The sequence below is a fragment of the Rheinheimera sp. EpRS3 genome (assembly GCF_001513785.1).
Classification (GTDB): domain Bacteria; phylum Pseudomonadota; class Gammaproteobacteria; order Enterobacterales; family Alteromonadaceae; genus Alishewanella.
The window spans coordinates 279,865-293,052 of sequence record NZ_LNQS01000007.1; the positions used below are offsets into that span (position 1 = coordinate 279,865).

Here is a 13,188-nt window from a genome sequence, read left to right on the forward strand (position 1 = left end):
CATGCAAAGGCAGATGCCGGCACTGAGTTTTATGCTGCTGTTGCTTGCGATAGTGGCGCTGTTTAGTTTGTCGGGCAATGTATTGTATCAGGCCGGTATTTTTTACGATTCGCCAGGCGGTAATCCGCTGCATAAAATTCACCCGTCGTTTTATCTGCTGCTGTTGTCGCTGGCCAGCTGGACGCTGTATCAGGGCGGGGTGGCGCAACTGTATTATTTGTTTACTGTGCGCAGCCACTTTTTACTTTTTGCTGCGGCATTGTGTTTATTGCTGCACGATGTGGTGCTGGGCCGGCCGTTATCGTCGGCCATTGTCAGTTATGTCAGCGCGGCGTTATTTGTGTTGCTGTTAAAGGCACTTAGCCCGGCGCGGTTGCAGCAACTGAAATTGCTGCTGTTAGTATTGTTATCTGCTAATGCGCTGGTGGGTATTTATGAGTATGCCGGCGGTGGTTTAATTGCGCCTCTGGTATTAACTGATGCCGCCAGTGGTGAAGTGATTGACACCTCAGAATGGGGGCAAATCCGCTCTGCCGGTTTGCTTGGTCACCCGCTCATCAGCACTATGTTAAGCGGCTTTTATCTGGTTTGTTATGTTGCCAGAGCGCTGTTTGCCAGGGTGAGCTTAAGCGAAAGTGTCACCGCCTTGCTGCTGTTAACGGCTTTACCGTTATTTGGCGGGCGCGGCTCTATTCTGGCGGCGGTCATTGTTATTGTGCTTCTGCTGCTGCTTAAAGCTTTGCAAAGTATGCAGCGGCGCGTACTAACACAGCGGGCGCTGTTGTACTTATTATTGTCGCTGGTGTTGCTGCCGCTGCTGTCTTATCTGGCATACAGTATTGGCTTGCTTGAACCTGTGCTTAGCCGGCTGGAAGATGATCAGGGCAGTGCGTCTACCCGGCTGATTGCTATTGAACTGATGCTGGATACATCCTGGCTTAACCTGCTGCTGGGAGATATTGATCGCAGTTTGTCCGGCAAAGTGCTGTTGTTTGGCTCGCGCTATGGCATTGAAATAGGCTGGATTGCGTTACTGCTTACTTATGGTGCAGTGTTATCGGGGTTGTTACTGTATGCGTTGTATTGCTGCCTGCAGCAGTTATATCAGCGGTTGTCGCCGTTATTACTGTTTGCCTGGCTGTATGCCTTTATCGCCTGGAGCTCTGGCACCGGCATATCAGGTAAAACCATCATGCTAAGTGCTGCCTTAGTTATGACGGTGCTGCTGTTTTGTGATCTGACCGCCAAAACACCTGCTAAAAACCAAAGTAGTAGCATGCTTTAACTGAATCAAAAGTGAACCAATCTATTAATAAAGTATTAATTACGGGTGAATTTTTCTAACCCAATGGGTTATAAATGTTCGTTTGTAACAGGCAGCGCAGACGCAGTAGTTTAGTAAAAATAGCAAAGTGAATTGCCAGCCGTAGCGGCGTGTTACTTTTCTTTCTACAACAGCGAATGCGGAGCACCAGAGATGACTAACTCAATATTACATTATGAGCAACCGGGCTCATCAGTGGTATACCGTTTTATTGATCTGATGATTTTGTGCGGCGTATTTCTCGCCAGTATGCATCTGTATGGCATACCACTTGATAAAGATTATCTGATATTGCTCAGCGTCTCGCTGGCAATATATTCCTATCTGGCAGAATCGGTTCAGCTTTACCGCTCGTGGCGGGCGGGCCGGTTTTCGCAGATGCTGATGCACGTTGCTACGATTCACACTGTGTCATTCTTATTAATTGTCGCCGGCTTGTTTTTGTTAAAAGAAGCTGAGAGTTTTTCGCGTCTGGCATTAGTTAGCTGGTATCTGGGCGGCCTGGTGGTACTGCTGTTGTGGCGGGTGTCGGCCAGGGCGATAAAAACCTGGCGCCGTAAGCGCGGTTTAAGCCTGCAACAGGTAGCGATTATTGGTTTAACCCCGTCTGGCGTAGCACTGCATAATGAAATTGCACAACACTTTGAACTGGGTTTTAACTGTATCGGCTTTTTTGATGATCGCGCGCCAGAGCGTCTGGACGGCCTGCCAACAGAGTCACTGCTGGGCAGTGTGGAAGATGCGGTACAAATGGCCCGGACCGGTAAACTGGTTAAAATTTATATCTGTTTACCGATGATGGCGGAAAAACGCATTGCCGACATTATCAGCCGCCTGGGAGACACCACTTCTGATGTGCTAATAGTGCCGGACTTCCTGTTTAAAAACCTGATGCATGCCCGTATCGGTAACGTGGGCAGTATTGACACCATCAGTGTGTTTGAATCACCCATGTTTGGTTTTCAGAGCTTTTACAAGCGCAGTTTCGATGTGTTGTTCAGCGGTACTGTGTTGTTACTTATTTCGCCGCTGCTGCTGATGATTGCCGCAGCCATTAAGCTCACGTCCAAAGGGCCGGTATTGTTTCGTCAGGACCGTTACGGCCTGGACGGTAAGAGAATTGGCGTATACAAATTCCGCTCAATGAAAGTGATGGAAAATGGCGGTGCCGTAACCCAGGCCAAACGCAATGACAGTCGGGTTACTGCTGTAGGAGCCTTTTTACGCCGCACGTCGCTGGATGAGCTGCCGCAGTTTTTCAATGTGCTGCTGGGCGAAATGTCGGTTGTCGGGCCAAGGCCTCATGCTGTGGCGCATAACGAAGAGTACCGCAAGCAGGTGGCGTATTACATGCTGCGCCACAAAGTTCGCCCTGGCATTACCGGCTGGGCACAGATCAACGGCTGGCGTGGCGAAACCGACACCCTGGAAAAAATGGAGATGCGGGTAAAATACGATCTGGATTATATCCGTAACTGGTCACTGTTTTTTGATGTACGTATTGTATTTAAAACGGTGTTTAAAGGCTTTGTTGATAAAAATGCGTACTAACAGGAAGACAGATGTATTGTAATGTGATCTTGTGTCGGTCGGTGCTGGCGGTGTTGTTGTTTAGCAGTATAGATTTATCTGCACAAGAGCTGGTACGCAATGCCATCAGAACTGAATCTGGTATCGATTTTATTCCGGAGCTGCGTTTTGAGCTGCGCCACGATGACAATATCGCCAATGCGCCCGAAGCTGAGCGCAGTAGCTGGATTTCGTTGTTAACGCCCAAGCTTACTGCGCAGTTATTATCTGGCCCCAACGAGTATCAGGCTGCACTGGAATTGGCATCTGGCAGCTATCTTAGCAGCAGTGATGATAGCTATCTGGACTGGAATTTCAGTACAGCGGCGTTAGTAGAATTATCGGACCGGCATCGGTTTGATATTAAAGGCCGTTACGCTGCAGCACACGAGGCCAGAGGTACCGGCATAACTGAAGGGCAGGGTAATGCCCTTACTGAACCGGCCGATGTACGCCTGCTAAGTGTGCAGGGCGCGTATGAATATGGCGCCCAAAGCAGCCGCACCCGGCTTCGTCTATCAACATCCTATTTTGATAAGGATTATCGCAACTACGAAGCGCTGACACAGTTTCGTACTTACCACAGTATCAAACTCGGCACCGAGCTGTATTACAACACAGGTGCCAACACCCGCCTGATCACCGAAATCAGCCGTTTACATACCCGGTACGATAATACCGATATCAGTGGCAGCCGGGATAGCGATACCATGAATTACCGTTTGGGCGCGCGCTGGCAGCCCAGTGAGCTAACTTCCGCAGAGCTGCGGCTGGGCTACCAGAACCGCCAGTTTGATAACCCGCAGCGCCAGGATTTCTCTGGCCTGGCTTGGGAAATGGCCGTGCAGTGGGCGCCGCTAAGTTATTCACGTTTTAATCTTAGTACCGGCCGTCAGTCAAAAGAGCCTGATACCCAGGGTGATTTTGTTAAAGAAACCCATTACAGCCTGTTCTGGACTCACCAGTGGCAACCGTTGTTCAGCAGCAGCCTTGGCGTGAAACGGACAAACGACGACTATACCGGCTTTGATCGGCGTGACAGGCTAACCAGCTACCAATTAAGTGGTAAATACTCGCTGTTGCCGCAATTGCTGCTTAATGCCGGTATCCGGCTACACCGTAACAATTCTTCAGTGGCGAACATTGAATTTGATAAAAATGAAGTGTTTTTCGCTGTGCAGCTCGCGTTATGAGGATAAAGATGTCAAATCGTGTTATTGCCGCGGTACTACTGTGTTTGTTTATTGGCTGGCCGTTAAGTGCGCAAGAGCAATACGTGCTGGGGCCTGGTGATCTCGTCGTCATTAAAGTGTATGGGCAGGATGATCTGGAGCTGGAAACCCGGTTAACCGACAGCGGCACAATAAACTATCCGTTTCTGGGTAAGTTGCAGCTAAGCGGAAAAAGCATCAAACAGGTTGAAACGTTAATTTATCAGGGCCTCAAAGGCGATTACCTGGTTGAACCTAATGTGTTTGTTGGCATGGTGGAGTACCGGCCGTTTTATATTCACGGTGAAGTAAAACAGCCCGGCGCCTATCCATACCAGCCGGGAATGACGGTAAACCAGGCCATTGCGCTGGCTGGCGGCATGACAGAGCGTGCATCCAGAGAAAAAATCCGTATTTCACGTGAAGGTAACAAAAACCAGCACGAAAGCGGCAGCCTGAGCAGCCGCATTCTGGCGGGTGATACTATTACTATCGAACAGAGATTTTTCTGATTATGGCTGTATATTCGAATGAAAAACCGCTGGCATCCGGTGAGCAACTGGTTGATGTCAGTAAGCTGTTTGGCGTAATTGGCCGCTTTAAATGGCGTATATTAATACTGGCGGTTAGTAGCGCAATTTTAGCCGCCAGCATTGCGCAAAATATGACACCAATATACCGCTCTACTGCCACCTTGCTTATTGAGGCACAGCAGGCCAGAGCGATAAAAATTGAAGAAGTGTACGGCTTTAACTCGGCGCAGCAGGAATACTACCTGACGCAGTTTGAAATCTTAAAATCACGCTCTATAGCTGAACGGGTATTTGATGAGCTGTCACTGGCCGGGCATCCTGTGCTGCAGGGCAAACCGTCGTGGAGTAACAAAGCCAAAGCCTACATTAAATCGCTGTTAAGCCCGCCAAAAGCAGCTCCGGTTGACAGTGAGCTCAGCAGTGCTTTAACGCATAAACGCAGGCTGGACAAGTTTAGCCGCGGCATTCAGATTAATCCGGTACGTAAAACCCAATTGGTTAATCTGAGTTATCAGTCGTCTGATCCACGCCTGGCACAGGCTGTGGCGAATGCTATCGGCGATGCTTATATTGCCAGCCAGCTTGATGCCAGATTAGGTATTACGCAAAAAGCCAGTAGCTGGCTGGGTGGCCGCATTGGTGAGCTGCGTGAGCGCTTAGAGCAATCAGAAACCCGGCTTGAAACGTTTCGTGCACAACATAATCTGGTTGATGTAGAAGGCGTAACTGCGCTGGATGCCCGCGAGCTGGAGCGGCTGAATGAAGAGCTGACCGATGCGCGGTCAAAAAAAGCCAAAGCTGAAGGCTTTTTAGCGCTGGTGCGTCAGTTTGACCAACATGATGTATCGGGCCTGGAAAGCCTGCCAGAGATCACCTCGCACCCGTCGGTACAAAACGTTAAGCGTGAGGTTATGGCGGTAGAGCGTAAGTATTCGGAGCTGAATAAGGTATACGGGCCTAAACACCCGAAAATGATTGCTGTACAAGCCGAACTGCTAACGGTAAATAACAGCCTGCGCCAACAAATAAACCGCCTGATTGAAGGTATTGAGAAAGAAGCACAAAGCGCTGCGAGGCGTTTGTCTTCGCTGGAGCAGCAATTTAGCCGCACCAAAACGGCATTCTCCAGCCTGGGCTCGGTGGAATCAGATTATCGCCGGTTACAGCGTGAAGTAGAAACCAATCAACTGCTGTTTGACAGCTTTTTCGCCCGGCAAAAAGAAACTGAAGTAACCGGAGATTTTGACGCGCCTATCGCCCGTTTTACTGACCGTGCCGTATTACCGTCAGAGCCGGTTAAGCCGAATAAAAAGCTGATAGTGATGCTAACTTTTATTACAACGTTATTGCTTGGCGCCATCATCGCTTTATTGCAGGATATGTTTAACGACACCATTAAAAATACTGCAGACGTAGAGCAAGCTCTGGCCCAATGTGCGTTGGGTTACTTACCTAAAGGCCATAAAAAGAAAAATGATCAACAGCGCAGCCTGGCGTATTTTGATCCGAAACAACGCCGTTACAGTGAGTCGGTGCGCAATATCCGTACTGCCTTATCATTAATGGCACTGGATAAACCTTTACAGGTGATTGAAATTACCTCGTCGCAGCCGCAGGAAGGTAAAACCACCGTGAGTATCAATCTGGCGTTTGCCTTTGCTGCGCTGGAGCGGGTGCTGTTAATTGATGCCGATTTGCGTAAGCCTTCAGTGGGATCACGGTTTAATTTACCACTGTATCAAAGTGGTTTGGCGAATATATTGTCGCGCACCGCAACACTGGACGAATGTATTGTTAAAAATGTACAGGAAGGCGTCGATGTTATGCCAGCTGGCGCCATACCGTTAAACCCAATGGAGCTACTGGCTGGTAATGGCTTGCAAAGCTTGTTGGCTGAGTTAAAAGGGCGCTACGACAAAATTATTATTGATACCGCACCGGTGCAGGCGGTTAGCGATCCGCTGCTGGTAGCACCGCACGCTGATGCCGTGGTGCTGGTAGTTAAAGCGGATCATACTCGCATTCCGCTGGTGCAACATACGCTGGGACAATTACATCAGGCACATGCAAGGGTGTATGGTGTAGTGTTAAACCAGATGAAAATGAATAAAGCCGAGCCTTATTATGCCAACTATGGCGTATAAACACGTTGTCGGCAGGCTGTATGTTTGATCTGCATAACCATATATTACCCGGCGTTGATGACGGCGCCAAAGATATGGCCGAAGCGCTGGCTTTGCTGCAACTGGCACAGCAGCAGGGGATCAGCCATATGCTGGCGACTCCGCACCTGCATGCCGGACGTTATAACAACAGTGCTGCCTCGATAAACGAAGCCATAGCAGCGCTGCAACAAGCAGCAACGATGGCCGGTATCGACATAACGCTGGCTGCTGCTGCTGAGGTTAGGATCGGCGCAGAAATATTGCCACTGATTGAACAGCAACAAATGCCTTTTATTGGCCGTTATCAGGGCAATAAGGTGTTATTACTGGAGTTGCCGCACAGCCATATTCCGGCAGGGAGCGATAAACTTTTGGCATGGCTGGCACGGCACGATATTACAGTTATGCTGGCACACCCGGAGCGAAACCGCGATTTGCTGGCCGCACCGGATAAAATTCAGCCTTTTATCAAAGCTGGTTGCCTGTTTCAGTTAACCGCTGCAGCGCTTGACGGTGATATGGGGCAGGATGTTAAAGCCTTAGCGCAGCAATGGCTAAAACAGGGGCTGTACCATGTTATTGCCAGCGATGCTCACTCTGTTAAACGCCGTCCGCCTAAACTACAGCAGGCATACCAGCACAGTTGTCAGCTGGTGGGTGAAGAACAAGCCCGGCAATTATGCATGCTTAACCCGGCGCAACTGGCAGAGCCGGTATTTAGCGCCGGTATGCTGCTTAATTAAAAATCAAAAACAGGTTTCCAGGCTTTGCAGCAGGTTGTAGTTATCGTCTGCCAGCCACAGGCTACGCCATTTATCAAATGTCAGGCAGGGGTGTGAAGTACCCAGCAATACCATGTCACCAACCTGAGGCTGAACGGTATTGTCGTAGCACCAGAAGGCATGTTGATCCATTACTTTGGTGGTTTCACACTGGCTGAGTTTATCGCTTAGCAATTGCCCATTACGGTAAATGGCAATGGCCTGGGGCAAGCCGGCGTCAAAGGCGGCATCGCGTTTACCAAACCCCAGCACCGCCAGCCCCGGCTCTGGCAGCGATTGCACATAAGCCGCCAGCTCAAGCGCGTTTTGTAAGTTTTCACCTAAACGGCAGGCCGTATTACTGCGGGCCAAAACCTGTTGTTGTGCCTGCTGGTAAATACCAAGATCATGACTGATATAGCAACCCGGACGCAGCACTATCTGCATGGTATCGGGTAAGGTGGCTTTTTTCAGCTCTGCCGCCACTATGTCATACCAGACCGAGCCGGCGCCGCTGATCAGCGCTCTGGGGTATTGCAGCAGTTGTTGTCTGAGCAGGGCTTTAGCCAGCGCCGCGGCCTGTTGCACAAACTGGCGCACAGTGCGTGCGGTGTCCGTGCTTTTAATGACCCCTTCATAAAACTCTACACCTGCCAGGCTTAACCCCGGCAACGTTGCCAGCTGTTGTGCCAGTTCAACAGCCTGCTGGTTAGTGCGGCAACCGCATCTTCCGCCAGGTACGCCTAACTCTATTAACACTGGTAAGCATATGTTTTCGGCGCTGAAAAAGGCTGACAATGCGCTGGCGTTATCAATATTGTCGATACAGACATAAATCTCATTACCGCTGGCAAGCAGTGCGGCAATAACTGCCATATTCGCTTTACCTACCAGTTGATTGGCCAGGATCAGTCGCCTGGCACCTGCTTGCACGGCTACCTGCGCCTGATAAGACGTTGCCACGGTAATACCCCAGGCCCCTGCGGCCAGTTGCTGCTGAAATAGCCAGGGCGTCATGCTGGTTTTACCATGCGGGGCCAGTAGTACTTCGCTGCTATCGGCAAAGTTCTGCATCCAGTGCAGGTTATGTTGCAGCGCACTGTGTTTCAGAACAACGGCAGGTAGGCAGATATCCTGTTGCAACAAGTTTAATTGCTGTTGGCCAGCCAGTGGGCTTGCAGATTTCTGCTGTATATTTTGGTACTTCATAACATTATGCTCTTGGCTTGTTAATGTTTATATCGCTTTAATGTTGGTAAATTACTGTAATAAAGCCATATTGATATTTACTTTTATGTTGCTTTGGTACAAAGTACCTTTAAATAAGGTTGAAATGTTACTTTAGCAAAGGTTACTGAGTAACACCATAAGCAAATGGATAAAACGATGAGTTATGAAATTGATGTGTTGTCACGTATCTCAGAGCGCTTTGTCGAAATGAGTGAATCTGAGCAGCGGGTGGCTCAGGTAATACTGGATAATGTGAAAGCTGCCAGTGAAATGAGCATTGCCAGGCTATCTGAAAGCGCTGGCGTAAGTCAGGCCACGGTCACCCGTTTTGCCCGCACAGTGGATTGCAAGGATGTACGTCAGCTTAAAGTTAAACTGGCGCAATCCTTAGCGGTAGGGCAGCGCTTTGTGGAGGAAACGCCCGATCTGGATGGTATTCAGGGCGTGTATGAAGCCATTAAGAATACGCTGGACTTAAGCCGGAAGTTATTGGTAGAAGCCGATATAAAACTGGCGGTCAGCTATTTACAAAATGCGCGGATGATCTTTTGTATTGGTATGGGTGGTGGCTCGTCTATTGGTTCACAGGAGCTGCAATACCGCTTGTTCCGCTTCGGTATGCCGGTATGCAGTTATCAGGATGGCTTATTAACACGAATGGTAGCGGCGGCTGTTGAACCACAAGATGTAGTAGTGGCCATTTCGTTAACCGGTAACACCGGTGAGATTATCGACTCAGCCGCTATTGCCCGTCAGTATGGCGCCAAAGTTATTGCTATTACCAAGCCTGGTTCACAACTTGCCGCCAATGCAGACATTGTGCTGGGCTTGCAGGCACCGGAAACCGATTTTATCTACAAACCCTCCGCATCCCGTTATGCCATGCTGGCCATTATTGATGTGCTGGCAACCGAAGTGGCCAAGCTGAATAAACGCAAATCGCGTGACAAATTGCGCCGGGTAAAACTATCACTCGACAGCCATCGCGGCGGTGATGACCGTCAGCCCCTGGGAGATTAATTAGCAATGACGATAAAGCGTTATGGTGTTGATGAAAGTACCGGCACCGGCGGGCAGAAACTGCCGTTTGCCAAAGCGGTGGAAGCCGCAGGCTGGTTGTATGTGTCGGGGCAGACACCGATGCGTAATGGCGAGGTAGTGGAGGGCGGCATTGTCGAGCAATCTGAGCTGGCACTGCAGAATTGCCTGGATATTATGCAACTGGCGGGTTACAGCCTTTGTGATGTCGTGCATGTAAAGGTGTACCTTACTGATGCGCGTTATTTCAGCAGTTTTAATCAGGTATTTCGCCGGGTGTTCAGCGAGGCGCCACCGGCACGGATCTGTGCGGTGGCCGATTTGGTGGTTGACTGCAAAGTAGAAGTTGATCTGACATGCTATCGCGCTGACAGAGCCTGAAATGAACAGCAGCTTGTTTTTGCTGGGGTTTGGCCTGTATCTGTTGCTGATGATAGCAATAAGTTATCTGGTATCACGCAAACAGCATAGCAGCGAAGACTTTTTGCTGGCCGGGCGCAATGTGTCTGGTGGCCTGACATTTGGCACCACTGTAGCCACTATGATTGGTACCGGCACCAGTATGGGGGCGGTAGGCTATGCCTACCAGCATGGCTGGGGCGGTATGTTGTATGGTATCGGCGGTGCGGTTGGTATTTTACTGACGGCCTGGTTATTTGCTCCACTCAGACGTATGCGTTTTATGACCATGAGTGAAGAGCTGAGTTATTACGCCGGGGCTAATTTTTGGGTTAAACACTGCAGTGCGGTAATGATCTTTCTGGCGTCACTGGGCTGGATGGGCGCACATATTATTGGTGGTGCGCTGTATTTGTCCTGGGCTACCGGGCTGGAGCTTTTTTACAGCAAGCTGTTAATTGCCATGGCATTTACCTTGTATGTAATGATCGGCGGTTACCGCGCGGTGGTGTGGACAGACAGCCTGATGGCATTGATATTATTTGCCGGCTTTTTGCTGATGAGCTATGCCGCTGTGCAGGCTGCAGGTGGTGTTATGGCGCTGGGTACAGCTGTTACCTCGGCCCGGCAACTGGGCATGATGCAGCAGTTGCCGCTTTTGCCGGCAATTTCACTGGCCGCTGTTGTTACTGTGGGGGTGCTGGCAACACCTTCATTTCGTCAGCGCATCTATGCTGCACGCAGTATTAGCACTGTGCGGCGATCTTTTATTTTCTCCGGTGTACTGTATCTGGTTTTTGCCGCACTGCCGGCAGTGATTGGTATAGCTGCGTTTTCACTGGCACCACAACTTGAAAACCATCAGTTTGCTTTTACTACTGTAGCCGTGCTGGTATTACCGGCGTCCCTGGCGATGCTGGTGCTGCTTGCCGGGCTTTCTGCCACGCTGTCGTCGGCCAGCTCTGATGCTATCGCGGCAGTATCGGTGCTGATCCGCGATTTTTATCAGGCAATCACCGGCGCTATGCCGCCGCCGGATAAAGCCATTTTATATGCCCGTTTATCGGTGCTGCTGGTGTCTGGCGCCGCCTTGCTATTGGCTTTGCTGTCAGATGATCTGATCCGTTATATCAGCAATATGATTGCGACGCTGATGTCTGGCATGTTTGTGATTGCCTTGTTGGGCCGGTTCTGGCCGAGGCTTAACTGGCAAGGGGCCTTAGCCGCTATGCTGGGGGCTGTTATCACGTCTTTGCTGTTGATGAGCCAGTCAGAATGGCTGGCTTACTGGGGCAACCCCTGTTTACCGGCCGTCGGCTGTGCCATGTCGGCAGCCATAGCTGTAAGCCTGCTGACACCCCGGTGCCGTATCAGCCGGGCAGAGGCGCTGAAACTTATCAGTGCGCAACGTGAAGAACATCAAGCTGTCACTGAAACACTCCCACAGGAATCGCTGCCTGAGCGGCAATAAATCATCGAGGAATTATGCGTATTTTTACGGCGTCTCTAGCCACTGAAACCAATACTTTCTCTCCAATGTACACCGATGTGCACAGCTTTTATCAGAGTTTTTATGCTGCGCCAGGCCAGCATCCGGCCACACCTACGCTTTGCAGTGCGCCGTTAATCGCCTGTCGTGAATATGCTCAGGCACATACCGGTATTGAAATAATAGAGGGCAGCTGTGCCTGGGCAGAACCAGGCGGTTTACTTAACCGCCAGTCGTACGAGCTGCTGCGGGATGAAATATTGCTGCAACTGCGCGAGGCGATGCCGGTGCAGGCGGTGTTGCTGGGGTTACACGGCGCTATGGTGGCACAGGGATATGACGATTGCGAAGGGGATTTACTGCAACATGTCCGTGCTATTACCGGGCCGGAAGTGATTATTGGTGCTACGTTGGATCCGCATAGCCATTTAACGCCAGAACGGCTGCAGGCCGCTAATTTGTTGATTGCATTCAAAGAGTTTCCACATCTTGATTTTATGCAGTGCGCGCGTGAGCTGGTACAACTTGCTGTCGCCGCAGTGCAGCGGCAGATAACACCCTGCATGAGCAGTTTTGACTGTCGGATGATAGATGTGTTGCCAACCAGCCATGAACCGATGAAATCTTTTATCGCTAAGGTACGGCAGATAGAGCAACAGCCAGGCGTGTTGTCTGTGTCGGTGATCCATGGCTTTATGGCGGGTGATGTGCCGGATATGGGCTCGCGCTTACTGGTGATCACCGATAACCAGCCACAACTTGGTCAGCAACTGGCGCGTCAGCTTGGCCTGGAGCTGTTTTCATTTCGCGGTAAAACCTTGCCAGAGTTTCATGGTATTGACGCAGCCCTGGATTTAGCCCAGCAATGCAGCGAGGGTACCACCGTGCTGGCAGATGTCTGGGACAACCCGGGCGGTGGGGTTGCCGGAGACGGCACCCTGATATTGCAGCAGATCATCGCACGCGGCCTGACAGGGGTTGCGGTAGGCACCATTTGGGACCCTATGGCCGTAAAGCTGTGTTTTGCCGCAGGAGAGGGCGCAGTAATAAGCCTGCGTTTTGGTGGTAAAAGCTGTGCCACAGCCGGAGCGCCAATAGACAAAGAGGTTAAGGTTGTCAGGCTAAAGGCGAATGCACAGCAGCAGTTTGCGGACAGCAGTGTGCCTATGGGCGATTGTGCTTTAATTACCTTCGATGGTATTGAGGTCATTTTAAACAGTAACCGCTGCCAGTCGTTTGACCCGAGTTTATTCCAAGCCTTAGGCATTGTGCCGCAGCAGTGCAGCTTGCTGCTGGTAAAATCCACCAATCATTTTTATCAGGGCTTTGCACCGCTGGCCGCGCAAATTTTGTATGTTGATGCCGGCGCCCCATACCCCAGCGATCCTAAGCGTAATGGCTATCGCAAACTAAGCCGGCCACTGTGGCCAATTACAGAGCAGCCGTTTGACTAGGCTCATATTTACTAA

Annotated in this window: 11 protein-coding genes; 10 read left to right on the forward strand and 1 reads right to left on the reverse strand. The window is 50.4% G+C overall.

The genetic code is table 11. The features are described from left to right. Nucleotide 1 precedes the first annotated feature (1 nt). The 6 genes from AR688_RS08530 (at nt 2) to AR688_RS08555 (ending at nt 7,545) form a co-directional block, all read left to right on the forward strand. Nucleotides 2-1,285 (forward strand): VpsF family polysaccharide biosynthesis protein, encoded by a 1,284-nt coding sequence (locus AR688_RS08530; protein WP_068231990.1) that lies wholly within the window; start codon nt 2-4, stop codon nt 1,283-1,285. Between the two features lie 192 nt (nt 1,286-1,477). Then, nucleotides 1,478-2,875, forward strand: a complete 1,398-nt coding sequence (locus AR688_RS08535; RefSeq protein WP_068231993.1) for an undecaprenyl-phosphate glucose phosphotransferase — start codon at nt 1,478-1,480, stop codon at nt 2,873-2,875. An 11-nt stretch (nt 2,876-2,886) separates the two neighbouring features. Continuing rightward, a complete protein-coding gene (locus AR688_RS08540; protein ID WP_068231996.1) occupies nt 2,887-4,086 on the forward strand; it encodes an outer membrane beta-barrel protein in 1,200 nt (399 codons plus the stop codon). Between the two features lie 8 nt (nt 4,087-4,094). Continuing rightward, a complete protein-coding gene (locus AR688_RS08545; protein ID WP_068231999.1) occupies nt 4,095-4,616 on the forward strand; it encodes a polysaccharide biosynthesis/export family protein in 522 nt (173 codons plus the stop codon). 2 nt (nt 4,617-4,618) lie between these two features. Next, entirely contained in the window at nt 4,619-6,781 is a 2,163-nt protein-coding gene (locus tag AR688_RS08550; protein ID WP_068232000.1) for a GumC family protein, read from the forward strand. 20 nt (nt 6,782-6,801) lie between these two features. Continuing rightward, nucleotides 6,802-7,545: a tyrosine-protein phosphatase gene (locus AR688_RS08555; protein WP_068232001.1), complete on the forward strand. Its 744-nt coding sequence runs from the start codon at nt 6,802-6,804 to the stop codon at nt 7,543-7,545. 3 nt (nt 7,546-7,548) lie between these two features. On the opposite strand, the gene AR688_RS08560 is transcribed toward AR688_RS08555, so the two are convergent. After that, the gene (locus AR688_RS08560) at nt 7,549-8,772 is read right to left on the reverse strand and encodes an amino acid deaminase (RefSeq protein WP_068232002.1); all 1,224 of its coding nucleotides are present in this window, start codon (nt 8,770-8,772) and stop codon (nt 7,549-7,551) included. Nucleotides 8,773-8,949: 177 nt separating this feature from the next. On the opposite strand from AR688_RS08560, the gene AR688_RS08565 reads away from it, so the two are divergent. From AR688_RS08565 to AR688_RS08580, 4 genes are read left to right on the forward strand one after another with little or no spacing between them, the layout of a single operon-like run. Next, nucleotides 8,950-9,813 carry a MurR/RpiR family transcriptional regulator gene (locus AR688_RS08565; RefSeq protein ID WP_068232005.1) on the forward strand — a complete coding sequence of 288 codons (864 nt, stop codon included), beginning with the start codon at nt 8,950-8,952 and terminating at the stop codon, nt 9,811-9,813. A gap of 6 nt (nt 9,814-9,819) precedes the next feature. Further along, complete coding sequence (locus AR688_RS08570; RefSeq protein ID WP_068232009.1) at nt 9,820-10,212, forward strand: RidA family protein; 393 nt, start codon at nt 9,820-9,822, stop codon at nt 10,210-10,212. Nucleotide 10,213: 1 nt separating this feature from the next. Beyond that, on the forward strand, nt 10,214-11,701 hold the full coding sequence (locus tag AR688_RS08575) for a sodium:solute symporter family protein (RefSeq protein WP_068232017.1): 1,488 nt from the start codon (nt 10,214-10,216) through the stop codon (nt 11,699-11,701). 14 nt (nt 11,702-11,715) lie between these two features. Beyond that, entirely contained in the window at nt 11,716-13,173 is a 1,458-nt protein-coding gene (locus AR688_RS08580; protein ID WP_068232020.1) for a M81 family metallopeptidase, read from the forward strand. The last annotated feature ends 15 nt before the right edge of the window (nt 13,174-13,188 follow it).

Coding starts and splice junctions, on each gene's coding strand:
- AR688_RS08530 (WP_068231990.1), top strand. CDS start 2: ATGCAAAGGCAGATGCCGGCACTGAGTTTTATGCTGCTGTTGCTTGCG.
- AR688_RS08535 (WP_068231993.1), top strand. CDS start 1,478: ATGACTAACTCAATATTACATTATGAGCAACCGGGCTCATCAGTGGTA.
- AR688_RS08540 (WP_068231996.1), top strand. CDS start 2,887: ATGTATTGTAATGTGATCTTGTGTCGGTCGGTGCTGGCGGTGTTGTTG.
- AR688_RS08545 (WP_068231999.1), top strand. CDS start 4,095: ATGTCAAATCGTGTTATTGCCGCGGTACTACTGTGTTTGTTTATTGGC.
- AR688_RS08550 (WP_068232000.1), top strand. CDS start 4,619: ATGGCTGTATATTCGAATGAAAAACCGCTGGCATCCGGTGAGCAACTG.
- AR688_RS08555 (WP_068232001.1), top strand. CDS start 6,802: ATGTTTGATCTGCATAACCATATATTACCCGGCGTTGATGACGGCGCC.
- AR688_RS08560 (WP_068232002.1), bottom strand. CDS start 8,772: ATGAAGTACCAAAATATACAGCAGAAATCTGCAAGCCCACTGGCTGGC.
- AR688_RS08565 (WP_068232005.1), top strand. CDS start 8,950: ATGAGTTATGAAATTGATGTGTTGTCACGTATCTCAGAGCGCTTTGTC.
- AR688_RS08570 (WP_068232009.1), top strand. CDS start 9,820: ATGACGATAAAGCGTTATGGTGTTGATGAAAGTACCGGCACCGGCGGG.
- AR688_RS08575 (WP_068232017.1), top strand. CDS start 10,214: ATGAACAGCAGCTTGTTTTTGCTGGGGTTTGGCCTGTATCTGTTGCTG.
- AR688_RS08580 (WP_068232020.1), top strand. CDS start 11,716: ATGCGTATTTTTACGGCGTCTCTAGCCACTGAAACCAATACTTTCTCT.